The organism is Tsukamurella sp. NPDC003166, assembly GCF_040611135.1.
In the GTDB taxonomy this organism is placed as follows: domain Bacteria; phylum Actinomycetota; class Actinomycetes; order Mycobacteriales; family Mycobacteriaceae; genus Tsukamurella.
On the sequence record NZ_JBEXNL010000001.1, the window covers coordinates 46,864 to 69,494 of the forward strand.

Here is a 22,631-nt window from a genome sequence, read left to right on the forward strand (position 1 = left end):
TCAGTGAACCCGCGCGCGGTGATATCGAGCAAAGTGCGACACGCTCCCGGACGATAGCGGATAGGTATCACTCCAGGTCGATGGGTACGCGAAGGGCGTCGACCGCGATCGCCGCCACCCGCCCGATGGCCGCGTCGACGAGTGGCAGGCTCGGATCGCTGCGCGCCGCGTGGGTGAACACCGCGACCGCGACGGGGTGCTCGCCGGGGTAGCCGATGACCGCCACCTCGTTCCGAAGCGCACCGAGGGTCCCCGTCTTACCCGCGATCGACGGTGCCGATCCGAAGCCCGATGCCACCCGGTGGCGGAAGACCTGACCGCCCAGAGCGGACCGGGCGAACGCGCACTGCTCCGCTGAGGCCGCGGTGTCCGACCACACCGCGGCGAGCAGCGCCGTCATGTCCGTGGCCGTGGTCGCGCTGCCGAACGACGGGTCGTAGGCGCGGACCGGACGCGCCAGGTCGTCGTCCGCAAGGGCTGCGAAGGCCTCGGCGACCGTCCGGGTGTCGGTCTCGGCCATCATCGCGGCGTGGATCTCCGCGTCGCCTCCGACGATCCGAGTGTCGTGCAGCCCGAGACCGCGCGCGGTCGCCTGCACGGCATCGAGACCGACGAGCCGCATGACCACGCCGGCTGCCGCGTTGTCCGACACGGCGATCATCGAACGGAGCAGGTCGCGCACGCTCATCTCCACCGGGTCCGACAGCGCCGCAACACCGGTGGGGCCGGGCGTCGCGATCGCCGGATCGACGACGACCCGGGCCAGCGGATCCAGGCGACCCGCGTCGAAGGCGCGCGCCGCGGCCACCAGCAGCACGACCTTGTACACCGACGCGGGGACGACGGGCTGCTCGCCGCGCACGGACAGCTCCGCCGTGTCGCCGATCACCCGGGCGTGCAGCCAGCCGTTGCAGCCGGCATCCGCGAAGACCGCCTCGATCCGCTCGCGCGCGTCGCCCGCGGTCACGGCCGGGACCGCCCGGCGCGCCACAACGCGGACTCGAGGCGGGCCGTATCCGGATGGTCCCGGCTCCCGACAACCTTGACCCGCAGGGGGAAGTCGTTCGCGGAGCGGCGTGCGGTGCCCGCCGGGGCCGAGCCTCCCGCCGGCACCGGTGTGAACGCGAGACCCGCGGCGACGGCTGCCAGTGCCGCCGCCTCGGTCTCGGTGATCAGCACCGGCGAGGTGATGCCGCGGGCGGTCAGGCGGTCCAGCAGGAGGTCCGCCGCCGGCGGGTTCGCCGCGCGGGGCGGCAATGCGACCGCGAGCGCCGAGAGGTCCCGCAGCCGCGGCGCACGGAACCCTTCGGGCACCAGGAAATCCCGCGGCAGCGCGATCACGGGGACCGACGCCGCACCGTCTCCCAATACGGGGTGTTCGACGACTGCGACGTCGAGCAGGTCCTCGGAGACGGCCCGCGCGAGCTGAGGTGACGGCCCCGCGGAGAGGGTCAGTGGCGCACCGTCGTCCGCCTGGGCGAGAGCCGCGGCGCAGACGGCGGACACCGCGGATCCGAGCGCGTCGCACAGCGCGACGCGCCGCTCGCCGGCCCCGGCCCCGAGCCGCGCCGCCTCCGCGACGAACCGGTCGGCGTCGCGCACCATGACGCGGGCCCGCGGCAGCAGTTCGCGGGCGGCCGGTGTGAGATCGGCACCCCGTCGGCTGCGATCGATGAGCGTGACGCCCAGCGCCTCCTCCAGCCGGCGCAGGCCGGCCGAGACCGGTGGCTGGGTGATGCCCAGCCGGTCCGCGGCGCGTCCGAAGTGCTGCTCCTCGGCCACCGCCACGAAGAACCGCAGGTGCCGGATCAGATCCATGAGCGGAGTCTAGGTCGAGTCGGGGAGGGCGCGAGCACCTCCGGATGCTCCGGGGCGCCGTACGCGGCGAAATCGGGTACGCCGGAGAGGCGGAGGCAGCACAATCGGCAGGTGTGAGTGACGCAGAGATCGCGCAGATCCGGGAGGCGCTGATCGCCCGGATGGGCGAGGTGACGGTGGCCGTCGTCGGGTCGATCCGCGCGGACATCCCCTTCTACGCGGCGTCCGACACGGTCTCCGACGAGCTCATCACCGAGTCCGTGCGGGACAACCTGACGTACATGGTGAACGCGCTGACGGCTTCGTCGTTCGACACCGCGCCCGCCGCGGCGACCGGTCGCTCCCGGGCGGAACTCGGCGTGCCCCTCGCCGCCGTGATGCACGCCTACCGCATCGGCGTGCACCGCATGTGGCAGGAGGTGATGGCCGTCGCGGAAGCACAACCCGGCCTGAGCAGGCAATCCCTCCTCAGTGCGGCGCAGCACATGTGGGAGGCGCAGGACCAGTTCGTCGACGCGATGGCCGGAGCCCACCGCGACCGGACCACCGAGCAGGCCCTCGACGACGCCGCCGAGCGTGCAGCCCTCGCCGAACACCTTCTGCAGGGCCGTATCCCGAGCGATCAGAGCCTGTGGGAGATCGCCACGCTGTTGCGCCTGCCCACGACGGGGCCCTACCTCGCGGTGGCCGCGGCGACCACGGAGGTGGGCAAGCAGCCCCTGCCCGGCATCGTCGACCGGCTCCGGGCGATCGATGTCTACTCCGCGTGGCGGCTGCTGCCCGATCAGCAGATCGGCATCGTGCACGCGCCCACCGTCGCCGTCCGGACCGCCGTGATCGACCTGCTGCGCCGGATCGCGACCGCCCGCGTCGGCGTCAGCGCGCCGTTCAGCGAACTCCGGGACACCCCGCACGGGTTGAACTTCGCGCGGCGGGAGCTCGTCGGGCCGGGCACCGGAGTGTCGGTGTTCGACGGTTCCGTGCTCGGCACGGCGGCGATCGCCGCGCCTGAGACCACCGTGGATCTGGCGCGTGCGGTGCTGCGCAGGCTCTACGCGTTGCCCACCGAGGATCGGGAGCCGCTGTTCGCGACCTTCCGCGCGTGGGTCGCGCACGACGGCAACGTCAAGGACGCCTCGGCCGAGCTGTTCGTGCACCCGAACACCGTGCGCCACCGCCTACGCCGGATCGAGCAGCTCACCGATCGATCGATCAACGCCCCCCGCGAGGTCGCCGAGTTGTGCCTGGCGTTCGAGGTCGACGCCCGTGTCCGGTTACAGGTCGACGCACCGCGCGATGGGACGGCCTGAGTCACGCTACGTGATGTGCGCCACATCGATCCGAAGGGCTCGTGCATGCCCGACGCCGACGATCTCGACCGCCTCGACCTGACCGAGCCGGTACTCCCTGCGGGCCACGGCCTATCGGCGCGTCACCGGCTTCCACCTGCGGCGACCGCCGCTCCCGCGGGTGTCCAGCACGAAGTGAGGCAGCGTTCCCAGCACGGGTGATTGTGCTCGGTAACACCCATGGCTGCACAAGGCTGTCTCCGTCACCATCGACCCGGCGGGGTGTGGGGGGTCACTCTGGAATGGACGCAGACGACACCACACGAAGGAAGACCGCGATGACGAACCTCGCCGAGAATCTCGCCGCCAGCGCCGCCGCGCACCCCGACACGATCGCCCTCACGTGCGACGACCTGACGTACACCTACGCCCAGTTCGACGATGCCGCGGCGCGGTTCGCGGGCTACCTCGCGGACCAGGGGATCGAGCCCGGGGATCGGGTGGGCATCATGCTGCCCAACACCCCGGCCTTCGCCATCGTCTTCTACGGGATCATGCGCCGCGGCGCGGTGGCCGTGCCGATGAATCCGCTGCTCAAGGCAGCCGAGGTCGAGTTCTACCTGGCCAACACGTCCGCCAAGGCACTGTTCGCCACGCCGGTCTTCGCCGAGGACGCGGAAGCCGGGGCGAAGGCCGCCGGTGCTACCTGTCACTTCGGCGACGACGCCGCCCTCGCCGCTCTGCTCGCGGACCAGCGCCCCGCGCCGACCGTCGAGCCCCGCGAGCCCTCCGACACGGCGGTCGTCCTGCACACGTCCGGGACCACCGGCAAGCCCAAGGGCGCCGAGCTCACGCACGACGGCCTCGGCCGCAACTGCGAAATCGCCGGCCGCACCCTGTTCCACGCGAAGCCCGGCGACGTGATGATGGGTTGCCTGCCGCTGTTCCACGTCTTCGGCCTCACCTGCGGGCTCAACGCGGCCGTTCGTTTCGGCCTCACCCTGACGCTGATCCCCCGGTTCGATCCGCGCAAGGCGCTCGAGGTGATCGCTCGCGACCGGGTCACGATCTTCGAGGGCGTGCCCACCATGTACTCGGCCCTCGTCGCCGCCAAGCAGCCCGGCGACGACGTCTCGTCGCTGCAGGTCTGCGCCTCCGGCGGCGCGGCACTTCCCCTCCAGGTCATCACCGACTTCGAGGACGCCTTCGGTGCCGCGATCCTCGAGGGCTACGGCCTCTCGGAGACCTCGCCGGTCGCGTGCTTCAACCACCCGGACAAGCCGCGCAAGGCCGGCACCATCGGCACCCCCATCGAGGGCGTCGAGATGCGCGTCGTCGGCGACACCGGCGAGGAGTCGCCGCAGGGCGAGCGCGGCGAGGTCCAGGTGCGCGGCCACAACGTCATGAAGGGCTACTGGAACCTGCCGGAGGCGACGGCGGCCGCGATCGACGCCGACGGGTGGTTCTCCACCGGCGACATCGGGATCGTCGACGCGGACGGCTACTTCTCGATCGTCGACCGCAAGAAGGAGATGATCATCCGCGGCGGCTTCAACGTCTACCCGCGCGAGATCGAAGAGGTGCTCTACAGCCACCCCGAGATCGCGGAGGCCGCGGTGATCGGCATCCCGCACGCCGAACTGGGTGAGGAGGTCGGCGCGGCCATCGCCCTCAAGCCCGGTGCCACCGCCACCGTCGACGAGCTGCGCCAGTACGTCAAGGATCGCGTCGCCGCCTACAAGTACCCCCGCCACATCTGGCTGCTGACGGAGCTCCCCAAGGGCGCCACCGGCAAGGTCCAGAAGCGCGACATCACCGTCCCCGCAGAGATCAACTGAACCCCACGAACGAGAGAGTCGAGGCCACCTGACATGACCACCACCGCTGAAGGCGCCGACGAGATCGTCGCCCCCCTGGATCTGCTGCTCGTCAACTCCACCAAGAGCTTCGCGTCCCGCATGGTGCCGAACGCCGCCTGGGCCCGGTTCGGGCAGTCCCTCGCCGGACAGCCGGTGACCGTGGCCGAGCGCGCCGCGGGTCTGGCCAAGGAGCTGGGCCTGATCGCCGTCGGCCGCAGCGGCCGTGAGCCGCAGAAGGGCGACTTCCGGTTCAAGGATCCCGCCTGGGCCAACAACCCGCTGCTCAACCGCATCGAACAGGCCTACCTGGCCATCTCCGACCTGGCGAATCAGCTCTACGACGATGCCGACCTGGATTGGAAGGACGCCGAGAAGATGCGGTTCGTCCTCGACAACCTCATCGAGGGCCTGTCGCCGACGAACAACCCCTTCGTCTCGCCGGTCGGGTGGAAGGCGATGATCGACACCGGCGGCCTGTCGATGGTTCGCGGGCTCACCGCCTTCGCCAAGGACATGGCGTCCAAGCCGCGGATCCCGTCGATGGTCGACCCGAAGGCCTACACCGTGGGCGAGACCGTCGCGACGACGAAGGGCACCGTCGTCCTGCGGACCCGGATGTTCGAGCTGATCCAGTACGCCCCGCAGACCAAGCAGGTGCGCGAGGTGCCGCTGCTGCTGGTGCCGCCGGTGATCAACAAGTTCTACATCATGGACCTCGCGCCGGGCCGCAGCCTCGTGGAGCATTACGTCAAGGGCGGCCAGCAGGTGTTCGCCATCTCGTGGCGCAATCCGTCTGCGCGGCATCGCGACTGGGGCTTCGACGAGTACGGCAAGGCGATCATCGAGGCGCTCGACGCGCTCCAGGTGATCACCGGCGTCGACACGGCGAACGTGTTCTCCACCTGCTCGGGCGGCATCCTCGCCGCGATGGTGATGGCACACCTGTTCGCGACCGGGCACGGCGACCGGATCTCCGGCCTGACCTTCGGCGTGACCGTCCTCGACCAGAGCCACGCGGGCTTCGCCTCGGCCCTGGCGGACCGTCGGGCCGCGGACGCCGCGATCCGCACTTCCGCGGGTAAGGGCTACCTCGACGGTGCCGCGATGGCGGAGATGTTCGCCTGGCTGCGGCCGACGGACCTGGTGTGGCGCTACGTGGTGAACAACTACATCCAGGGCCGCCCTCCGGCCGCCTTCGACGTTCTGTTCTGGAACGCCGACACCACCCGCATGGCCGCCGCGCTGCACCGCGACATGGTGCTCATGGGGCTGGACAACAAGCTGGTCACGCCCGGTGCGTCGACGATGCTCGGCACCCCGGTGGACCTGGGAAAGATCGAGGCCGACCTGTACGTGCTCGGCGGCATCTCCGACCACATCTGCCCCTGGCAGGCCACCGAGCGCAGTGCCGCGCTGTTCGGCAGCAAGGACAACACCTACGTGCTGTCCACCGCCGGCCACATCGCCTCGCTGGTCAACCCGCCCGGCAACCCGAAGTCCTCGTACCGCACCGCGCCGGTCCTGCAGGACCAGACGCCCGAGGAGTGGTTCGAGACCGCCGAGAAGGTGTCCGGCTCCTGGTGGCCGCACCATCTCGAGTGGCTCGATGCCCGCAGCGGCGCGGAGGTCGACGCACCGTCGGCCCTGGGTGCCGCCGGCTACGAGCCCCTCGCCCCCGCCCCCGGCACCTACGTCCTGGAGAAGTGAGCGCATGACAACGACAGTCACGACCCCGCAGGACCTGCTTCCGCTCGTCGGGCAGACGCTCGGCACCACCGAGTGGGTGAGCATCGACCAGGACCGGGTGAACCTCTTCGCCGACGCCACCGACGATCATCAGTGGATCCACGTCGACCCCGAGAAGGCGGCGAACGGGCCGTTCGGCGGGATCATCGCCCACGGCTACCTCACGCTGTCGCTCGCGCCGGTGCTGCTGCAGGAGGCGGTCGTCGTCGAGGAGTTCTCGGCCGCGCTGAACTACGGGCTCAACAAGGTCCGCTTCCCGTCGCCCGTGCCGGTCGGCTCGCGGCTGCGGGCCACCGTCGACCTGGTGTCCGCGCAGGACAAGAACGGGGCGATCGAGGCGGTCTTCCGCCTGACCTACGAGGTCGACGGTGCCGACCGTCCGGCCTGCATCGCCGAGACGGTGGTGTTGTACCGATGAGCGACAACGCGACCGGCGCCGGCGACGGCGCCGAGGTGGAGCTGCCCGAGGACCTGCTGATCGCCACCGGTGGGCAGCGGATCCGGGTGCGCTACCGGCCGGGAACGGGCGTGCCGCTGGTCCTGTGCAACGGGATCGGCGCGAGCCTGGAGGTGCTGGACCCGTTCGTCGAGGCGCTCGACCCCGAGCGTCCCGTCGTCCGGTTCGACGCGCCCGGCACGGGCGAGTCGCCGACCTCGATGCTGCCCTACGGTTTCCCGTACCTGGCGTGGGTGCTCGGTCGCGTGCTGGACGAGCTGGGCATCGGCGTCGTCGACATCCTGGGCCTGTCCTGGGGCGGTGCGCTGGCGCAGCAGTTCGCGTTCCAGAACCCGATGCGTTGCCGACGGCTGATCCTCGTGTCGACCGGCACGGGCGCGATCATGGTTCCCGGCGATCCGCGGGTGCTCCGGAAGATGATCACGCCGAAGCGTTTCCGCGATCCCGAGTACGCGGCGCAGGTGGCGGGCGAGCTGTACGGCGGGTCGGTGCGGGAGGACGCGGCGGACATCGGCGAGACCTTCTCGCGGCAGATGCACGCGGGCTCGAAGATGGGCTACCTGCACCAGCTCATGGCCGGATCGGTGTGGACCTCGATCTTCGCGCTCCCGGTGATCCGGCAGAAGACGCTCCTGCTGTTCGGCGAGGACGACCCGATCGTCCCGATGATCAACGGCCGGATCTTCGAGACCCTGTTGCCCCGGGCCACCCTGCATCGGCACGACGGCGGCCACGTGGACCTGGTCACCCGGGCGGACAAGCTGGCACCGGTCATCGACGAGTTCCTCGGGACGCCGCACCTCGGGCGGCGCCAGTGGCGCGGCCGGAAGGCCGGTCTCCTCACAGCTCGCGACTGAACCTGGAATCGTTCTGACATCGGGCGTACTCTATTTCGCATGAGCGAGGTGGACACCGCCGAGGACCGGCTGCGGGGCGTGGGGCTGCGGATCACCGCACCCCGCGTCGCCGCGCTCGGTTTCCTCGACGGGCATCCCCATGCCACCGCGGACGATGTCGCGGAGTTCCTCCGGGGCCGCCTCGGCACCGTCGCCACGCAGACCGTCTACGACGTGCTGCGGGTGTGCGCCGAGAAGGGCCTGCTCAGGCGCATCGAGCCCGCCGGATCCGCGGTCAGGTACGAGGCGCGGGTCGCCGACAACCACCACCACCTGGTGTGCCGGTCCTGCGCGAGGATCGTCGACATCGACTGCGCCGTCGGCGCGGCCCCGTGCCTGACGGTCGACGACGACCACGGCTTCGTCATCGACGAGGCCGAGGTCACCTTCTGGGGCTACTGCCCCGACTGCGCCGCCACGCGCTGATTTCTGCAGATAGTCGCTTCTCCCGGGCCGCGCACTGCGGGTGCGGTGCGCTTCGGGTCCGTCGCGCTTCGGGTCGGCGCACCGTCGAACCCCGGGGACGCGAGCCGTGATGCGGACTACTGTCGGAGGGGACGCCGCCCGGAACCGGGCGGCACGAATGCGAAGGAGCGCACGATATGAGCCTGGACGTCGTCTACACCATCTCCTCGACCGCCACCGGCGGTGGCCGCGACGGTCACGTGAAGTCGGCCACCGGCCGCATCGACCTCGACACCCGGCCCCCGAAGGAGATGGGCGGCAACGGCGAGGGCACCAACCCGGAGGAGCTGTTCTCCGCCGGCTACGCCGCGTGCTTCCTCGGCGCCGTCCGCGCCGTGGGCCGCAACGAGAAGGTCGCGATCCCCGACGACGCGACCGTCGAGGTCACCGTCGGCTTCGGCAAGACCGAGACCGGGTTCGGCATCAACGCCGCGATCACCGCGACCCTTCCCGGTCTCGCGCAGGCCGACGCCGAGGCGATCGTCGCCAAGGCGCACCAGCTGTGCCCGTACTCGAACGCGACGCGCGGCAACATCGATGTCGATCTGACCACCGCGGTCTGATCGTCCGCTGAGCACTCTGCTGCGGCCCGCCGCCCTGGGACTCGTGTTCCTCGGCGGCGCGGCCGGTACCCTCGCGCGCGCCGAGGTGGGGCGCTGGCTGCCGCACACCCCGTTCCCGTGGGCCACGTTCGCGGTGAACATGGTCGGCGCGTTCCTGCTCGGCGGCGTGGTCGAAGCGCTGTCCCAGCGGACCGACGACGAGCGGCACCGTCGGGTGAGGTTGCTGCTGGGCACGGGCTTCTGCGGGGGACTGACCACCTACAGTACGTTCGCGCTCGACATCCACGGCGCCTCCCCGGCGGTCGGCGCCCTGTACGCCGGTGCGACGGTGCTGCTCGGTCTCGTCGCGGCCCTGGCCGGGACGGTGTTGGTGCCCAGGGTGATCCCGGCGTGACCCCCCTTCTGATCGCCCTCGGGGGTGGGCTCGGGGCCGTCCTGCGCTACCTGGTCGACGGTGCGCTGCGCCGCCGGCTCGTCGAGTGGTCCACGGCCGTGATCAACACGACCGGCTCCTTCGTGCTCGGGATACTCGCAGGCCTCGCGGCGAAGAACGGGGTCGGCGGCGAGGCGCTGGCGATCATCGGCACCGGCGTCTGCGGCGGCTACACGACCTTCAGTACCGCCACCGTGGAGACCCTGGCCCTGTTACGGAACAAGCGCTACCGCGAGGGCGTGCTCTACGGTCTGGCGACGCTGGTAGCGAGCGTCGTCGCGGTGTGGGGCGGCTACGCCCTCGGCGCGCTCTGACCTTCGGTGCGACTCTGCGATCCGCGTCCGGCGTGTCGTCGCCGACACGCACCGAGGATCGTCACGCGCCGCTGCGCTCCACCGCGTACCGGTACACCGGCCGGGTGAGCGCCAGCGAGAACAGCATCAGGAACATCACGATGAGGGCGCCCCACATGGGCAGGCCCGCCAGGGGTGCGCCGTTGTGGTCGACGCCGAAGCGACTCACCGGATCGCTGTAGTCGCGTTCGTTGCCGAGCAGCACCGACGCGGCGGCGAGGAGAAAGCCCACGAACACGGCGAGGCCGTAGAGCGCCGTCGCCCAGCGTTGCCCGAACAACGCGAACAGGCCGGTGAAGGCCATGGCCGCGACCACCACGAGCCCGGCGATCGCGATGACCAGGATGGTGATCGTGCGGACGCCCAGCGGCGACGCGGGGAAGTTCCCCGGGTATCCCGTGGTGCCGAGCAGCGCCGAGCACTGGATGATCGCGGTGACGTACAGGGCGATGGCCCCCGCGCCCGCGGCGAGTGAGACGAGGACCCACAGCCACATCGCGCCGGGCCGGCGCACACTCGCCACCGTCAGGCCAGCCGGGCCTTGACGGCGGAGGACAGCCGCTTGCCGTCCGCGGCGCCCGCCGCCTTCGCGTTCGCGACCTTCATGACCTGGCCCATCTGGCGCACCGTCGGGGCCTCGCCGAGCTCGGCGGTCACTTCGGCGACCGCGGCGTCGACCAGCGCGTTCAGCTCGTCGTCGCCGAGCTGCTTCGGCAGGTAGCGCGACATCACCTCAGCCTCGGCGCGCTCCTTGTCGGCGAGCTCGTCGCGGCCGTTCGCGGCGAAGATCTCGGCCGCCTCTCCGCGCTTCTTCACCTCACGCGCGACCACCTTGAGGAATTCCTCGTCGGTGAGCGCGTGCGCGGTGCCGGAGGTCTCCTCGTTCTGGATCGCGGACAGCAGCATCCGGAGCGTGCCGGTGACCAGGGTGTCCTTGGCCTTCATCGCCGTCTTGAGATCGTCGCGGATCGCGGCCTTCACTTCTGACATGGCCTCCAAGTTACGCGGTGTGCGTGGGGGCGGCAGCTGAGTATCCTGGGGCAATGGCAGTTCACCCTCTTCTCCGCGCCGGTGCCGGGTTGGCGGGCGCGGGTGTCGCGTCCATCGCCTACGCCACGGTCCTCGAACGCAACGCGTTCACGCTGCGCGAGCACACGCTGCCGATCCTGCCTCCCGGTACGCCCACGCTGCGGATCCTGCACATCTCGGACCTGCACATGACGCCCGGACAGCGGCTCAAGCAGGGCTGGGTGCGTGACCTGGCGGCCCTCGAACCCGACCTCGTGGTGAACACGGGCGACAACCTGTCGCATCCGCGGGCCGTGCCGTCGGTGGTCCAGACGCTCAACCCGCTGCTGGCGCGCCCGGGCCTGTTCGTGTTCGGGTCCAACGACTACTTCGGGCCCACCCCGAAGAACCCCGCCAAGTACTTCGACAAGAATCACGAGCGCAAGCACGGTGAGCCCCTGCCCTGGCAGGACCTGCGCGCCGCATTCTCCGAGCGGGGCTGGCTCGACGCGACGCACCAGCGGCGCCGGCTCGAGGCCGGGGGAGTCACGATCCAGGTCGCGGGCGTCGACGATCCGCACATCGAGCGGGACCGGTACGAGACGATCGCAGGGCGGGCCGACGAGGCCGTCGACCTGCGGCTCGCGCTCACCCACTCGCCGGAGCCGCGCGTGCTGGACCGGTTCGCCGCCGACGGCTACGACCTCGCGCTCGCCGGCCACACCCACGGCGGTCAGCTGTGCTTGCCGGTGTACGGCGCGCTGATCACCAATTGCGGTTTGGATCGGTCCCGGGTGAAGGGCGCTTCCGCGTGGGGTGCGCACATGAAGCTGCACGTCAGCGCGGGTCTGGGCACGTCGCCGTGGGCGCCGTTCCGCACGTTCTGCCGCCCCGAGGCATCGCTGCTGACCCTCGTCGGTGCGCCCGTCCGCGACCGGGAAGTCGAGCTCGGTCCGGTCATCGCACCGGAGGCGGTACAGGCCTGACCAGCCGATTTCCTGCCCGACGGTGGCTGTAGTAACCTTATCGAGGTTGTCACCACGGGGTGTGGCGCAGCTTGGTAGCGCGCTTCGTTCGGGACGAAGAGGTCGTGGGTTCGAATCCCGCCACCCCGACTCGTTGGTTGAGACGACAGCAGGGCCCCTGATCAGTGGAAACACTGGCCAGGGGCCTTACTTGTCGGGATGGAGTCCGCGATCGTCGTCGACGGCCGTCACGCCGTTGTGAAGACGCGATCGAGTTGACGGTCGATGATCGCGATGGCGTCGTCGGACGACAGCTGGCTCAGCAGCATCCGCGTCTGCAGGCCTTCCGCGCCGGCGGTGAGGAAGGCGCCCTCGACGGCGGGCTCGACGTGATCCGGCACCTGCCCGAGTGTGTGCGCCGCGGCGATCAGGTCCGTGACCAGATCGGCGAGCCCGGAGGTGGCCGCTTCGGCGACCGCCATGAGTGCGGGCTCGGTGAGGAAGCGGACGAAGTAGGCCGCGTAGACGGTGTGCCGGTCACGGCGCTCCTGGTCGAGCGGCAGCATCTCCAGGAGAATCCCCCGGACGACGGCGCGGATGCTCGGTGACTCGCCGAGCTCGGCCATACGTCCCTTCGCCTGACGTTCTGCGTCGGCGTTGAGGATCTCCAGTGCGCCGAGCAGCACCTGATCGCGCGTGCCGAAGTAGTACTGCAGGAGTCGCGCGGAGACATCCGCCTCCGCCGCCACCTGGCGGAGGGTGACCTGCTCGAGCCCGCCTCGCATCGCCAGTCGCCAGACCGCCTCGGCGATCTGGCGCCGCCGTTCGTCGTGGTCCACCTGCCTCGGCATCGCGCCCAGCCCTTCTCCTGTTTCGTGGTGCGAGCGTAACAAAACGATGTTATGGTGCAATCGGACCAAAAAAGCTGATCGGCAAGGAGGTGACGATGCGGAACGGAATCGTGCTGGTAGTGGGTATCGCACTGCTGGTGCTGGGAGTGCAGGGCGGGATTCGACTGCTCGTCGATCACGGCAACGAGGGACTGTTGCGATGGATGCCGGGCGGATTCGTCGCGCACCTCGCCGTCTACGTCGCGGTGGCCGTGGTGGGGCTCGTCCTCGCGAGCCGAGGTGAGGGTCGGGCTGAGGGCTCCGACCATTAAGTAGCGAACGTAACGAATAGCCCCCGGGCGTCGACGTTCTGGACACGATCGATCCACAGGAAGAGAAGGAGACTCGACATGACCTCAACCAACACGCGGCTCCACCCGGTGGGCGTGAGGCGCTCTCTCGTCGTGGGAATCGCCGGCGCGATCGCCGCATCGGGGCTGTTCGTCGCGGGCGGCGGCGTTGCTCAGGCGGCGGGCGGCGAGGCACTGGTCTGCACGAGCGACGGTGTCTCGGTGAGTGCGTCCGATCGGGACGGCGCGCACGGCGGCTATCCGGCCCCCGGCCGCACCTGGGTCGACACCATTGCCGATGCGTCGAAGTACAATGCAGGATTCATGCAGGTCGTGCCGAAGACCTCTGGCACGCTGACCTGGCAGAACCTACGGACGGGCGCCCATGGGGTACTGCGGGCGGCCGACGGGCGGTTCGCCGATATCGACACCGGTGCCGGAACCGTTCGCCTCACCGCCGACACGACCGTGAAGTGGGGCTGGGGTTACGCGAATACGAGCCGCACGTCCTGTTCCGGAACGTACAGCCGGTAGGGATGTCGACGGTACGCGGCCCGCTCCGGGGGAGCGGAACGGGCGCGTCCGTCGCGCGGTCATCAGAGGTGGTCGGGCGTTCCCGTCACGGTGTGGTCGGCCTGCGCGACGGACTCCAGGAGGAGCCGCAGGACATGGCCACCCGCTAGACGGTAGAGCCGGGCGGTGCCGTCGGCGCGGTTCACGACCACACCGGCGAGGCGCAGTTTCGCCAGGTGCTGGCTAGCTGCGGTCGGCGTGCAACCGGCCTTCTCGGCGAGGGCGCCGACGCTCAACTCGTCGTCGCGCAGGGCCCAGAGCAGCCGGAGTCGGGTGGGCTCGGCGAGCATCGCCAGCATGGAGACCGCGGCACCGACCTGGTCGTCGCTCAGGTGCTCGGGGTGGTGAGTCGATCCGCTGTAGAGGTCGGTGGCTGAGTGGCCCATCTCCGCAGTATCTCCTCCGTCGGTCCGGCACCGGTCGTGAATCAGGCTACCCCTGAGTCGATGAGCCTTCGTGTCTTCGTGTCTTCGTGGATGCGCAGATATGCGATAAGGTAGCCCGATGAGCCTTGCCGCCCCCGCCTTGATCGCCGCTTCCGCCGGGGTCGGATTCGGCCACGCCGTCATGCCCGATCATTGGGTTCCGCTGTCGGTGATCGCACGGACGCAACGCTATCCGCTGCGCCGGGTGCTGCGATTGTCCGCGGTGGCCGGGGTTGCGCACGTCGCGCTGTCGCTGCTCCTCGGTGCCGCTGTCATCGCGATCGGACTGCAGTTCCGCTCGATCGTCGAGCGGAATCAGACACTGATCGTGGGCAGCCTCCTGATCCTGACCGGTCTGGTCTTCCTCGTGATGGAGGTCCTCGGGCGCGGCCACTCCCACGGCCACGATGAGCATGGTGGTCACGTCCACGGCGATGGTCGCCACGCCCACGCCCACGACCATGAAGGCCAAGGGCGCGACGGCCGTCATGCGCACGACCACGGCGGCAGGACGGCGCAGCTGATGGCGTTCGTGATCCCCTTCGGAGCTGCCGCGTCGCCGGACCTGACGATCCTGCCGGTGTTCCTCGCTGCGAGCGGTCTCGGGGTCGTCGCCGCGACGGGAACCCTCGTCGCCTTCTCGGTCGTGACGATCGGGACGATCGTCGGCCTGACGATGCTCGGCGCGATTGCGGGATATCAGCTTCGCGGTGCGTGGATCGACAAGGGAGCGAACCTGATCACCGCGGCGGTGCTGCTCGTGGTGGGCGTGTTGGTCGCCGCCGGTATCGTCTGAACTCGCTGGACCGTGGGGGTTGTCGCCGAGTCGGGGCGCTGCCGGGGCTAGCAGCAGCCGGGATCGAGGACCTTGCAGAGTGCGGTGAGCGCATCGCGACGAGGGGTGTGGTGCACGCTCATGCCCTGTCGCTCCGACGCGATGAAGCCGGCGATGCGCAGTTGAGTGAGATGGTGGCTGACGGTCGACTCGGCGAGACCCACTGCGGCGGCGAGTGATCCGGTCGTACAGGGCTCGGCGCAGGTGAACAGAAGCGACAGCATCTTCACGCGAACCGGATCGGCGAGGGCCTTGAGGCGCAGCGCGACGTCGAGCGCCGCGGCATCGTCGGCCGGTGCGGCCGCGACCGGTGCGCAGCGGACCGGGTCGGTCATGTCGATGACGGGCAACGCCTTGGGCATGGAGCCGAGCCTACGTACCTCGTTGACATATGTCGAAGAGGTGGCGTAGAACGGACCGCGCAAGTGATCGGCATACGCCGCAGAGCCTCGGAGGTGGACATCGTGTCCCGCGCACAGCTCGCCCTCAACGCCGACGACTTCGATACGCCGATCGCGTTCTACACCAAGCTGTTCGGTACCGGTCCGGCGAAGGTGAAGCCCGGGTACGCGAACTTCGCGGCCGCCGATCCCGCCCTCAAGCTCGTGCTGATCGAGAATCCGGGCCACGGCGGCACCGTGAATCACCTCGGCGTCGAGGTCGCGTCCACCGATCTCGTGCACGACGAGATCGCGCGCCTCGCGGACACCGGCATGTTCACCGGAGTCGCAGCAGCCGCCACGTGCCAGTGCGGACCGCAGTGACGGCGCCCGCCACGGACCACCGGGTCGCAAGGAAGCTGTCGACCCTCGATCGGTTCCTGCCGGTGTGGATCGGCGTCGCGATGGCTGTGGGCCTCCTCCTCGGCCGCGCGATCCCGGGCCTGAACACGACGCTCGAGAAGATCCGGGTCGACGGGGTCTCCCTGCCGATCGCGGTCGGGTTGCTCATCATGATGTATCCGGTGCTGGCGAAGGTCCGCTACGACCGCCTCGACACCGTCACCGGCGACCGCAAGCTCCTCCTGGGATCCTTGCTGCTGAACTGGATCGTCGGTCCGGCACTGATGTTCGCCCTCGCCTGGCTGATGCTTCCCGACCTCCCCGAGTACCGCACGGGGCTCATCATCGTCGGCCTCGCCCGGTGCATCGCCATGGTGATCATCTGGAACGACCTGGCCTGCGGTGACCGCGAAGCCGCGGCCGTGCTGGTCGCGCTGAACTCGGTGTTCCAGGTGATCATGTTCGCGGTACTCGGCTGGTTCTACCTGTCGGTTCTGCCTGGCTGGCTCGGCCTCGAACAGACCACGATCAGTGTCTCGCCGTGGCAGATCGCGAAGTCGGTGCTGATCTTCCTCGGTGTTCCGTTGCTCGCCGGCTACCTGTCGCGCAGGATCGGGGAGCGATCCAGGGGCCGGGCCTGGTACGAGTCGACCTTCCTGCCCAAGATCGGACCGTGGGCGCTGTACGGGCTGCTGTTCACCATCGTCGTCCTCTTCGCGCTGCAGGGCGCGCAGATCACCGCTCGCCCCTGGGACGTGGCGAGGATCGCGCTGCCGCTGCTCGCCTACTTCGCGATCATGTGGGGCGGTGGCTATCTCCTCGGCGCGGTGATGGGCCTGGGCTATGCGCGGACCACCACGCTGGCGTTCACCGCCGCGGGCAACAACTTCGAGCTCGCCATCGCCGTCGCGATCGCCACGTACGGCGCCACGTCCGGCCAGGCCCTCGCCGGCGTCGTCGGTCCGCTCATCGAGGTCCCCGTCCTCGTGGCCCTCGTCTACGTCTCCCTCGCTCTACGTGGCTGTTTCACTACCGAGAGGACCGCATCGTCGTGAGTGTGCCGTCCGTCCTGTTCGTCTGCGTCAAGAACGCGGGCAAGTCCCAGATGGCCGCAGGTCTCATGCGCGCCGCGGCGGGGACGACGATCGAGGTCCATTCGGCGGGCACTCGTCCGGGGATCGCGGTCAACGACCTGTCGGCCGCGGCGCTCGCCGAGTCGGGCGTCGACATCAGGGGCGAGGAACCGAAAGCAGTCGACGGGGCGCTCCTCAATCGCGTCGACCGGGTCGTCCTCCTCGGCGCCGAGGCGCAACTCGACGTTCCTGCGGGCGTCGACGTCGAGCGGTGGATCACCGACGAGCCGTCGGGCCGCGGCATCGACGGGCTCGAACGCATGCGTCTCATCCGCGATGACATCGCGGACCGCGTCGCCGATCTTCTCGATCGAACTATGTCGTTCGATCGGGACTCGTGACGGCGGCCAGCAGGGTCGGCCGAGTTTCCAGCCCGAGGTGTGTCGCGTCGAGCGCGATCCGTCGGTTCTATACCTGGCCGCCGCCCGCTCCTGCGGGCAGCGCACGGCATACGTCGAACGCCCGCGCGAGTGGGGCACCGTCGACAAGCCCGAACAGCGCGAACCGCTCGACGCTTACCACACGACCGGCATGGACGACCTCGCCGACCAACTGGTTGCTGACAACCGGGTTGCCGACGGCCCCCGTCCCGGCGCCTGGTAGACCGATAGAGGTGACCAGGCAGGACGTATCACCACAGTTCACCCGCAGCGGCGGCGGCTTCGATTCGCTGCCCGCGGCGGAGGGGCGCTGGGCGCCCGGCACTCTGTCGGGCCCCGCGATCACGGGCCTTCTCGCACAGGTCCTCGACACCGAGTTCGGCGAGGGCCTGGTCGGTACGCGGTGGCAGTGCGACATGTTCCGCATGGTGCGGTCCGGCCACCTCGAGGTGCGCACCCGCCTCGTTCGTTCCGGTCGCCGGATCCGCGTGGCGGACGCCGAGATCGTCCAGGAGGACAAGACCGTCGTCCGTGCGACGGCCACCTTCTACCACCGGGCCCCGCAGCCCGACGGTGCTGTCTGGTCCGACCCGCACGTCCCCGCGCCGCCGCCCGGCGACGGCCAGCGCCTCGCGATGGCGAGCGGCAGCGGTGATTACGTTTCCGCCGAGACGCCCGCCGCGTGGGCGAACGCCGAGCGCAAGCGGATCTGGACCGCCGGCTGGCGCGTCCTCGACGGCGAGGAGACCACGCCCTTCGCGCGTGCCGCGATGGTCTCCGACTGCACCAACCTGGTGACCGGCATGGGTACGGGCGGCGTCGAGACCATCAACGGCGACGTCTCGATGGCGCTCGCGCGAGCCCCGATCAGTGACGAGATCGGCCTGGAGGCCGATCAATTCGTCATCGTCGAGGGTGTCAGTGTCTCCTCGGCCAGCATGTTCGACCGCGGTGGGCGCTTCGGGGTCTGCACCGTCACCGGTATCGCCACCGGCTCCGCCGTCCACGGGCCGACATCGTCATGAGCACCGTCGTCGTCACCCGTGAGGGCCCGGTCACCGTCGTCGAGATCGACCGGCCCGGCGTGCGCAACGCCGTCGACCGCGCGACCGCCGAGGCACTGGCGGACGCCTTCCGCGCCTTCGATGCGGACCCCGACGCCGCGGTCGCCGTACTGCACGGACGGGGCGGGACCTTCTGCGCGGGAGCCGATCTCAAGGCCGTCGCCGCGGGAACACCGAACCGCGTCGAGCCCGACGGCGACGCCCCGATGGGGGTCTCCCGCATGCGGCTGGGCAAGCCGGTCATCGCGGCCATCGAGGGGCACGCCGTGGCGGGCGGCCTCGAGCTCGCGATCTGGGCGGATCTTCGGGTCGCTGCGAGCGACGCGACGCTGGGCGTGTTCTGCCGGCGGTGGGGCGTGCCGCTCATCGACGGCGGCACCGTGCGCCTGCCCCGGCTCATCGGCGCGAGCCGCGCGATGGACCTCATCCTCACCGGCCGCCCCGTCAGCGCCGCGGAGGCGGAGGCGATCGGGCTGGTCAACCGCACCGTCGAACCGGGAACGGCGCTGGCGGCGGCCGTCGAGCTCGGTCGGCAGCTCGCAGCATTCCCGCAGGCCTGCCTACGGAACGACCGGCTGTCGATGCTGGAGGGGGAGGCCGAGTCGCAGGACGAGGCTCTTGCCGTCGAATACCGCTACGGCCTGGCCTCGCTCGCCGACGGAGCGGTGGAGGGCGCCACCCGGTTCTCCGACGGTGCCGGGCGGCACGGGTCGTTCCCCGGCGAATGAGCGGTGTGCGATCGCCACGAATGGTCGGGTAACGGACACGCAACGGTCACCTGTAATTCGTCACATCGGTCACTCGTGCCACCTACTGTGCAGGTGGAACGGCTCCGTCCGGGGCCGTGCAGAGAGGGAACATCATGGGGCTCGCAGGCAGCGTCCGCAGCGAACTCGACGATCTCACCGCCCAGCTCACACTCATCGCCGACTCCCTCGGTCGCACCGGCGACGACCTCCAGATCGACGCCCGCAGCCTGCACGAGACCGGCTCGTGCGACGCGGTCAACTCCATCGCCCGCCGCCTCGACGATCAGGGGCTGCAACTGCGCCGGCTGCAGGCGCGGATCACCAAGGTGGCGGACACGCTCGCCTGATCGGCGTCGGCCGGCTCAGCCCCGGCCGATCCGCATCGCCGCGAGCCAGGCGCGGAAGTCCGCGTAGGCCGCGGTGAGCGCTTCCGCCGGCCAGCCCGCGGGACACAACTCCGGCGGCAGCAACGGGTCCTCGTAGAGGTGGCGCACCAGCGCCACCATGGTCAGGAATCGCGCCTGCCCGTCGTCTCCGGCATCGTCGACCGCGGCGAGCAGCGCGCGCCCGTGTCGGGACCACTCCGGCAGGTCCCACAGCGCGTGCGCGAGTTCGACGGGGTCGTCCTCGGGTCGGGCGGAGAAGCGCGACGCGACGTCCCGCACCGCGTCGGTCCACGGGCGGTCGAGGTTCGCCGGCCGCATCCACACGCCCTCGCGGAGCTCCGCGAGGCGGAGCCGGGTCATCTCGGCCCGCAGGTTCGCGCGGTCGCCGGCGCTGCGTCCGCTCGTGGTGATGATCGCGGTCTCCCACGTCCCGTCCCACACCGTCGTCGTGGGGGAGTCCGTGCGCGCCTGACGCCGCACCAGCCGCTCCGAGAGCGCGTACCGCCCGCCGTCGCGCACCAGGTCGCCTGCGGTCACCATGCGCGACATCGCCGCGCGGGTCGTCGATTCCGAGATCCCGAACAGCCGCATCGCCGCCACGATCTCGCGCCCCTCCAGCTCGGGCGGGTGCGCGCCGAGCAGCAGGCTGAGCACGGCCGATCGTGCCGAGACCGTGGCGGTGAGGGAGGGGGACATCGGCGTCGACGCTACACCGCGGGAGAACAGCTGAAGTCACGAATCCATTGCATTTCCGATGCAACTGTCGGCCACATGCAATACTGGAGGCTGCGGCCCGGGAGGGGCGCGCACCGTCGAGCCGGAGGAACCGCAGCATGCCCACGCACGAAGTGACCAATCAGGTGCCCCCGCTGCTCGGCTTCAACACCGCCGAGACCCCGGTGATCGACGATGCGCTGCGGCGCGCGCAGGTGGACACCGCGCAGCTCGACGCGATCGACGCGCTCGGGGCGCTCGGCGGTACCGCCGAGGCCCTTGAGTGGGGCGATCTCGCCGAGGCGCACCCGCCCGTCCTGAAGACCCACGACCGGTACGGCAACCGTGTCGACGAGGTGGTGTACGACCCCGCGTACCACCAGCTCATGAAGGTCTCCGTCGAGCACGGCCTGCATGCCGCACCCTGGGCGGAGACGGACCCGAACGCGCATCTCGTCCGCGCCGCGAAGTTCAGCGTGTGGGGCCACGTCGACGCCGGACACGGCTGCCCGATCTCCATGACCTACGCCGTGGTCCCCGCCCTGCGTGCGAACCCGGAGCTCGCGGCGCAGTACGTGCCGCTGCTCACCGCGAAGGAGTACGACTTCGGCCTGCGCGCCCCGCTCGGCAAGCGCGGCCTCATCGCCGGCATGTCGATGACCGAGAAGCAGGGCGGCTCGGACGTCCGCGCCAACACCACCCGCGCGATCCCGCAATCCGATGGGACGTACCGGATCACGGGCCACAAGTGGTTCACCTCAGCGCCGATGTCCGACCTGTTCCTGACGCTCGCACAGACCGAGTCGGGTGTCTCGTGCTTCTTCATCCCCCGCGTGCTGCCCGACGGGTCGCGCAACGTCTTCGCCCTGCAGCGCCTCAAGGACAAGCTGGGCAACCACTCCAACGCCAGCAGCGAGGTCGAGTACGACGGCACCGTCGGCTGGCTGGTCGGGGAGGAGGGCCGCGGCGTGCGCACCATCGTCGAGATGGTCAACATGACCCGCCTCGACTGCGTGCTGGGCACCGCGACCGGCATGCGGGCCGGGCTGACGCAGGCCGCGCACCACGCCGCGCACCGGAAGGCCTTCGGCGCCGACCTCATCGATCAGCCGCTCATGCGCAACGTGCTCGCCGACCTCGCCGTGGAGGCCGAGGGTGCGACCGCCGCCGGGCTCTGGCTCGCCGGGCTCACCGACCGCTCCGTCGCCGGCGATGAGGACGCGTCGCTGCTGCGCCGGATCGCCCTGGCCGTCACCAAGTACCACGTCTGCAAGCGCGGCCCGATCCACGCCGCGGAGGCACTGGAGTGCCTGGGCGGCAACGGATACATCGAGGACTCGCGGATGCCGCGACTGTACCGCGAGGCCCCGCTGCTCTCCGTCTGGGAGGGATCCGGCAATGTCGCAGCGCTGGACGTGCTGCGTGCCATGGCGCGCGAGCCCCAGGCCGTCGCGGCGTTCTTCGCCGAGCTCGACGCCGCCGCCGGCGCGGACTCCGTCTACGACGCCGCCATCGCGAAGCTCAAGGGCTCCTTCGGCGCGCTCGACCTCGGTGACCAGGTGGCGATGCAGTTCGGCGCCCGCCGCCTCGTCGGCGACATGGCAGCCGCGCTGCAGGGGTCGCTCCTCGTCCGGTTCGGCCACCCCGCCGTCGCGGACGCCTACACCCGCAGCCGGCTCGCGGGCGACCGCGGCGATGTCTTCGGCACCCTCCCGCAGGGCGTCGACACCGCAGCCATCCTCGATCGGGTGACTCCGAAGATCGGCTGATCAGGACGTGACGACCGGCCACATCGCCGGTGCCACCACGTCTTTCAGTTCCGACCACGGGACCGTGAACGCGCCGTAGTCGCCCGCTACATGGCCCACTCCTGCATACACCGTGATTCCTGCAGGCGACGGCACCCAGTTCGCCAGGTCTCGTGTGAAGTCCTCCGCGAACGGCTTGACGGGGCCGTAGGTCCGGGCTGAGATGAGGGAGAGCAGTTTCGCCTGGCCGGCCGGCGTGGGGAACACCTGCGAGAGCAGGATCGGCTGCGCCGTCGCGGTGTCGATGACGACGGTGCCAATGTCGTTGTTCGGGTGCGCCGCGCGCGCGGCGTAGAAGTTCGTCAGCAGGATCCCCGCGACGACGCGGGAGCCGATGTGGGTCACGCGGGACCGTTCGCCGTTGACGAGCCGTCCATCGACCAGTGTCACGCTGTCGTGCTTCGTCAGCGCGTTGGTCAGGTCTGCCAGGGACGCGCGCATCGACGCGTTGAACCGCGCAGTGACGGCGGCGGAACCGCCGGCCAGCGTCGGCACCCGCACGTCGTAGGTGAGCGGACCGTCGACGCCCGTGCGTCGTTCGAGACCGGGTACATAGCCGTGCGCCGGGGCCGCGGTGGGGCCGGGTGGACCGAAGTCGTACGACGGTTCCGCCGCGGACGTGGTCGACGGCGCGGCCGAGACGGCCACGGACGGGCCGGTCGTCCCGGCGAGCGACGACGCCGGATCGGCGCATGCGGTCACCGTCGAACCCGTGAGCAGGAGCGCGACGACGGCGCGTCCGCCGCGCAC

29 protein-coding genes, 1 tRNA gene and 1 pseudogene are annotated in these 22,631 nt (G+C 70.3%); 22 read left to right on the plus strand and 9 right to left on the minus strand.

Annotated features, from left to right (window positions below; all coding sequences use genetic code 11):
• Positions 1–67 precede the first annotated feature (67 nt).
• On the minus strand, positions 68–991 hold the full coding sequence (locus ABZX10_RS00200) for a serine hydrolase (RefSeq protein ID WP_355533176.1): 924 nt from the start codon (positions 989–991) through the stop codon (positions 68–70).
• A complete protein-coding gene (locus ABZX10_RS00205; RefSeq protein WP_355533179.1) occupies positions 964–1,818 on the minus strand; it encodes a LysR family transcriptional regulator in 855 nt (284 codons plus the stop codon). The genes ABZX10_RS00200 and ABZX10_RS00205 overlap by 28 nt, the downstream gene beginning before the upstream one ends.
• A 113-nt stretch (positions 1,819–1,931) precedes the next feature.
• Here ABZX10_RS00205 and ABZX10_RS00210 point away from each other — a divergent pair, with 113 nt between their 5' ends.
• The 9 genes from ABZX10_RS00210 (at position 1,932) to crcB (ending at position 9,840) form a co-directional block, all read left to right on the plus strand.
• Positions 1,932–3,128, plus strand: a complete 1,197-nt coding sequence (locus ABZX10_RS00210; protein ID WP_355533182.1) for a helix-turn-helix domain-containing protein — start codon at positions 1,932–1,934, stop codon at positions 3,126–3,128.
• Between the two features lie 317 nt (positions 3,129–3,445).
• Complete coding sequence (locus tag ABZX10_RS00215; RefSeq protein WP_355533185.1) at positions 3,446–4,945, plus strand: long-chain fatty acid--CoA ligase; 1,500 nt, start codon at positions 3,446–3,448, stop codon at positions 4,943–4,945.
• A gap of 33 nt (positions 4,946–4,978) precedes the next feature.
• Positions 4,979–6,673, plus strand: coding sequence for an alpha/beta fold hydrolase (locus ABZX10_RS00220; protein WP_355533188.1), 1,695 nt, complete (start codon positions 4,979–4,981; stop codon positions 6,671–6,673).
• 4 nt (positions 6,674–6,677) lie between these two features.
• The gene (locus ABZX10_RS00225; protein ID WP_355533191.1) at positions 6,678–7,130 is read left to right on the plus strand and encodes a MaoC family dehydratase; all 453 of its coding nucleotides are present in this window, start codon (positions 6,678–6,680) and stop codon (positions 7,128–7,130) included.
• Positions 7,127–8,026 (plus strand): poly(3-hydroxyalkanoate) depolymerase, encoded by a 900-nt coding sequence (gene phaZ / locus ABZX10_RS00230; protein WP_355533194.1) that lies wholly within the window; start codon positions 7,127–7,129, stop codon positions 8,024–8,026. Before ABZX10_RS00225 ends, phaZ begins: the two co-directional genes overlap by 4 nt.
• A gap of 39 nt (positions 8,027–8,065) precedes the next feature.
• Positions 8,066–8,491, plus strand: coding sequence for a Fur family transcriptional regulator (locus tag ABZX10_RS00235; RefSeq protein WP_355533197.1), 426 nt, complete (start codon positions 8,066–8,068; stop codon positions 8,489–8,491).
• Between the two features lie 176 nt (positions 8,492–8,667).
• Positions 8,668–9,093, plus strand: a complete 426-nt coding sequence (locus ABZX10_RS00240; protein WP_355533200.1) for an organic hydroperoxide resistance protein — start codon at positions 8,668–8,670, stop codon at positions 9,091–9,093.
• A 43-nt stretch (positions 9,094–9,136) separates the two neighbouring features.
• A complete protein-coding gene (locus tag ABZX10_RS00245; RefSeq protein ID WP_355533203.1) occupies positions 9,137–9,487 on the plus strand; it encodes a CrcB family protein in 351 nt (116 codons plus the stop codon).
• The gene (gene crcB, locus ABZX10_RS00250) at positions 9,484–9,840 is read left to right on the plus strand and encodes a fluoride efflux transporter CrcB (RefSeq protein WP_355533206.1); all 357 of its coding nucleotides are present in this window, start codon (positions 9,484–9,486) and stop codon (positions 9,838–9,840) included. Before ABZX10_RS00245 ends, crcB begins: the two co-directional genes overlap by 4 nt.
• A 61-nt stretch (positions 9,841–9,901) precedes the next feature.
• Here the strand turns inward: crcB and ABZX10_RS00255 are convergent, their stop codons facing one another.
• Positions 9,902–10,393, minus strand: coding sequence for a hypothetical protein (locus tag ABZX10_RS00255; protein WP_355533209.1), 492 nt, complete (start codon positions 10,391–10,393; stop codon positions 9,902–9,904).
• An 11-nt stretch (positions 10,394–10,404) separates the two neighbouring features.
• On the minus strand, positions 10,405–10,869 hold the full coding sequence (locus tag ABZX10_RS00260) for a GatB/YqeY domain-containing protein (RefSeq protein WP_355533212.1): 465 nt from the start codon (positions 10,867–10,869) through the stop codon (positions 10,405–10,407).
• A gap of 53 nt (positions 10,870–10,922) precedes the next feature.
• Here ABZX10_RS00260 and ABZX10_RS00265 point away from each other — a divergent pair, with 53 nt between their 5' ends.
• The gene (locus tag ABZX10_RS00265) at positions 10,923–11,873 is read left to right on the plus strand and encodes a metallophosphoesterase (protein ID WP_355533215.1); all 951 of its coding nucleotides are present in this window, start codon (positions 10,923–10,925) and stop codon (positions 11,871–11,873) included.
• Between the two features lie 55 nt (positions 11,874–11,928).
• Positions 11,929–12,002 (plus strand) — tRNA-Pro (locus ABZX10_RS00270).
• A gap of 98 nt (positions 12,003–12,100) precedes the next feature.
• Here ABZX10_RS00270 and ABZX10_RS00275 read toward each other — a convergent pair.
• Complete coding sequence (locus ABZX10_RS00275; protein WP_355533218.1) at positions 12,101–12,703, minus strand: TetR family transcriptional regulator C-terminal domain-containing protein; 603 nt, start codon at positions 12,701–12,703, stop codon at positions 12,101–12,103.
• Between the two features lie 95 nt (positions 12,704–12,798).
• Here ABZX10_RS00275 and ABZX10_RS00280 point away from each other — a divergent pair, with 95 nt between their 5' ends.
• Positions 12,799–13,014, plus strand: a complete 216-nt coding sequence (locus tag ABZX10_RS00280) for a hypothetical protein (RefSeq protein WP_355533221.1) — start codon at positions 12,799–12,801, stop codon at positions 13,012–13,014.
• Positions 13,015–13,092: 78 nt separating this feature from the next.
• Positions 13,093–13,566 carry a hypothetical protein gene (locus ABZX10_RS00285; RefSeq protein WP_355533224.1) on the plus strand — a complete coding sequence of 158 codons (474 nt, stop codon included), beginning with the start codon at positions 13,093–13,095 and terminating at the stop codon, positions 13,564–13,566.
• Positions 13,567–13,628: 62 nt separating this feature from the next.
• Here the strand turns inward: ABZX10_RS00285 and ABZX10_RS00290 are convergent, their stop codons facing one another.
• On the minus strand, positions 13,629–13,991 hold the full coding sequence (locus ABZX10_RS00290) for a metalloregulator ArsR/SmtB family transcription factor (protein WP_355533227.1): 363 nt from the start codon (positions 13,989–13,991) through the stop codon (positions 13,629–13,631).
• Positions 13,992–14,109: 118 nt separating this feature from the next.
• Between ABZX10_RS00290 and ABZX10_RS00295 the strand changes: the two genes are divergently transcribed.
• Positions 14,110–14,826: a hypothetical protein gene (locus ABZX10_RS00295; protein WP_355533230.1), complete on the plus strand. Its 717-nt coding sequence runs from the start codon at positions 14,110–14,112 to the stop codon at positions 14,824–14,826.
• A 47-nt stretch (positions 14,827–14,873) separates the two neighbouring features.
• Here ABZX10_RS00295 and ABZX10_RS00300 read toward each other — a convergent pair whose 3' ends face one another.
• Positions 14,874–15,227, minus strand: coding sequence for an Rv2640c family ArsR-like transcriptional regulator (locus ABZX10_RS00300; RefSeq protein ID WP_355533233.1), 354 nt, complete (start codon positions 15,225–15,227; stop codon positions 14,874–14,876).
• Positions 15,228–15,329: 102 nt separating this feature from the next.
• Between ABZX10_RS00300 and ABZX10_RS00305 the strand changes: the two are divergent.
• From ABZX10_RS00305 to ABZX10_RS00335, 7 genes and pseudogenes are all read left to right on the plus strand, one after another.
• Positions 15,330–15,587, plus strand: a pseudogene (locus ABZX10_RS00305) (VOC family protein); the annotation flags it as partial.
• Positions 15,588–15,625: 38 nt separating this feature from the next.
• Positions 15,626–16,702, plus strand: coding sequence for an ACR3 family arsenite efflux transporter (gene arsB, locus ABZX10_RS00310; RefSeq protein WP_355534055.1), 1,077 nt, complete (start codon positions 15,626–15,628; stop codon positions 16,700–16,702).
• On the plus strand, positions 16,699–17,121 hold the full coding sequence (locus ABZX10_RS00315; protein WP_355533236.1) for a low molecular weight phosphatase family protein: 423 nt from the start codon (positions 16,699–16,701) through the stop codon (positions 17,119–17,121). The genes arsB and ABZX10_RS00315 overlap by 4 nt, the downstream gene beginning before the upstream one ends.
• A 37-nt stretch (positions 17,122–17,158) precedes the next feature.
• Entirely contained in the window at positions 17,159–17,383 is a 225-nt protein-coding gene (locus ABZX10_RS00320; RefSeq protein WP_355533239.1) for a hypothetical protein, read from the plus strand.
• A gap of 10 nt (positions 17,384–17,393) precedes the next feature.
• Positions 17,394–18,185: an acyl-CoA thioesterase domain-containing protein gene (locus ABZX10_RS00325; RefSeq protein ID WP_355533242.1), complete on the plus strand. Its 792-nt coding sequence runs from the start codon at positions 17,394–17,396 to the stop codon at positions 18,183–18,185.
• Positions 18,182–18,952, plus strand: coding sequence for a crotonase/enoyl-CoA hydratase family protein (locus ABZX10_RS00330; protein ID WP_355533245.1), 771 nt, complete (start codon positions 18,182–18,184; stop codon positions 18,950–18,952). Before ABZX10_RS00325 ends, ABZX10_RS00330 begins: the two co-directional genes overlap by 4 nt.
• A gap of 134 nt (positions 18,953–19,086) precedes the next feature.
• Complete coding sequence (locus ABZX10_RS00335) at positions 19,087–19,320, plus strand: hypothetical protein (protein WP_355533248.1); 234 nt, start codon at positions 19,087–19,089, stop codon at positions 19,318–19,320.
• 15 nt (positions 19,321–19,335) lie between these two features.
• Here ABZX10_RS00335 and ABZX10_RS00340 read toward each other — a convergent pair whose 3' ends face one another.
• Positions 19,336–20,055 carry a PaaX family transcriptional regulator gene (locus ABZX10_RS00340; protein ID WP_355533251.1) on the minus strand — a complete coding sequence of 240 codons (720 nt, stop codon included), beginning with the start codon at positions 20,053–20,055 and terminating at the stop codon, positions 19,336–19,338.
• Positions 20,056–20,192: 137 nt separating this feature from the next.
• On the opposite strand from ABZX10_RS00340, the gene ABZX10_RS00345 reads away from it, so the two are divergent.
• Positions 20,193–21,842: an acyl-CoA dehydrogenase family protein gene (locus ABZX10_RS00345; RefSeq protein ID WP_355533254.1), complete on the plus strand. Its 1,650-nt coding sequence runs from the start codon at positions 20,193–20,195 to the stop codon at positions 21,840–21,842.
• Here ABZX10_RS00345 and ABZX10_RS00350 read toward each other — a convergent pair whose 3' ends face one another.
• The gene (locus ABZX10_RS00350) at positions 21,843–22,631 is read right to left on the minus strand and encodes a hypothetical protein (protein WP_355533257.1); all 789 of its coding nucleotides are present in this window, start codon (positions 22,629–22,631) and stop codon (positions 21,843–21,845) included.

Excerpts from the sequence above, each read along its gene's own strand:
- ABZX10_RS00205 (WP_355533179.1), bottom strand. The coding sequence starts at position 1,818 with ATGGATCTGATCCGGCACCTGCGGTTCTTCGTGGCGGTGGCCGAGGAG.
- ABZX10_RS00215 (WP_355533185.1), top strand. The coding sequence starts at position 3,446 with ATGACGAACCTCGCCGAGAATCTCGCCGCCAGCGCCGCCGCGCACCCC.
- ABZX10_RS00220 (WP_355533188.1), top strand. The coding sequence starts at position 4,979 with ATGACCACCACCGCTGAAGGCGCCGACGAGATCGTCGCCCCCCTGGAT.
- ABZX10_RS00225 (WP_355533191.1), top strand. The coding sequence starts at position 6,678 with ATGACAACGACAGTCACGACCCCGCAGGACCTGCTTCCGCTCGTCGGG.
- phaZ (WP_355533194.1), top strand. The coding sequence starts at position 7,127 with ATGAGCGACAACGCGACCGGCGCCGGCGACGGCGCCGAGGTGGAGCTG.
- ABZX10_RS00235 (WP_355533197.1), top strand. The coding sequence starts at position 8,066 with ATGAGCGAGGTGGACACCGCCGAGGACCGGCTGCGGGGCGTGGGGCTG.
- ABZX10_RS00240 (WP_355533200.1), top strand. The coding sequence starts at position 8,668 with ATGAGCCTGGACGTCGTCTACACCATCTCCTCGACCGCCACCGGCGGT.
- ABZX10_RS00260 (WP_355533212.1), bottom strand. The coding sequence starts at position 10,869 with ATGTCAGAAGTGAAGGCCGCGATCCGCGACGATCTCAAGACGGCGATG.
- ABZX10_RS00265 (WP_355533215.1), top strand. The coding sequence starts at position 10,923 with ATGGCAGTTCACCCTCTTCTCCGCGCCGGTGCCGGGTTGGCGGGCGCG.
- ABZX10_RS00275 (WP_355533218.1), bottom strand. The coding sequence starts at position 12,703 with ATGCCGAGGCAGGTGGACCACGACGAACGGCGGCGCCAGATCGCCGAG.
- ABZX10_RS00280 (WP_355533221.1), top strand. The coding sequence starts at position 12,799 with ATGCGGAACGGAATCGTGCTGGTAGTGGGTATCGCACTGCTGGTGCTG.
- ABZX10_RS00285 (WP_355533224.1), top strand. The coding sequence starts at position 13,093 with ATGACCTCAACCAACACGCGGCTCCACCCGGTGGGCGTGAGGCGCTCT.
- ABZX10_RS00290 (WP_355533227.1), bottom strand. The coding sequence starts at position 13,991 with ATGGGCCACTCAGCCACCGACCTCTACAGCGGATCGACTCACCACCCC.
- ABZX10_RS00295 (WP_355533230.1), top strand. The coding sequence starts at position 14,110 with ATGAGCCTTGCCGCCCCCGCCTTGATCGCCGCTTCCGCCGGGGTCGGA.
- ABZX10_RS00300 (WP_355533233.1), bottom strand. The coding sequence starts at position 15,227 with ATGCCCAAGGCGTTGCCCGTCATCGACATGACCGACCCGGTCCGCTGC.
- ABZX10_RS00330 (WP_355533245.1), top strand. The coding sequence starts at position 18,182 with ATGAGCACCGTCGTCGTCACCCGTGAGGGCCCGGTCACCGTCGTCGAG.
- ABZX10_RS00335 (WP_355533248.1), top strand. The coding sequence starts at position 19,087 with ATGGGGCTCGCAGGCAGCGTCCGCAGCGAACTCGACGATCTCACCGCC.
- ABZX10_RS00340 (WP_355533251.1), bottom strand. The coding sequence starts at position 20,055 with ATGTCCCCCTCCCTCACCGCCACGGTCTCGGCACGATCGGCCGTGCTC.
- ABZX10_RS00345 (WP_355533254.1), top strand. The coding sequence starts at position 20,193 with ATGCCCACGCACGAAGTGACCAATCAGGTGCCCCCGCTGCTCGGCTTC.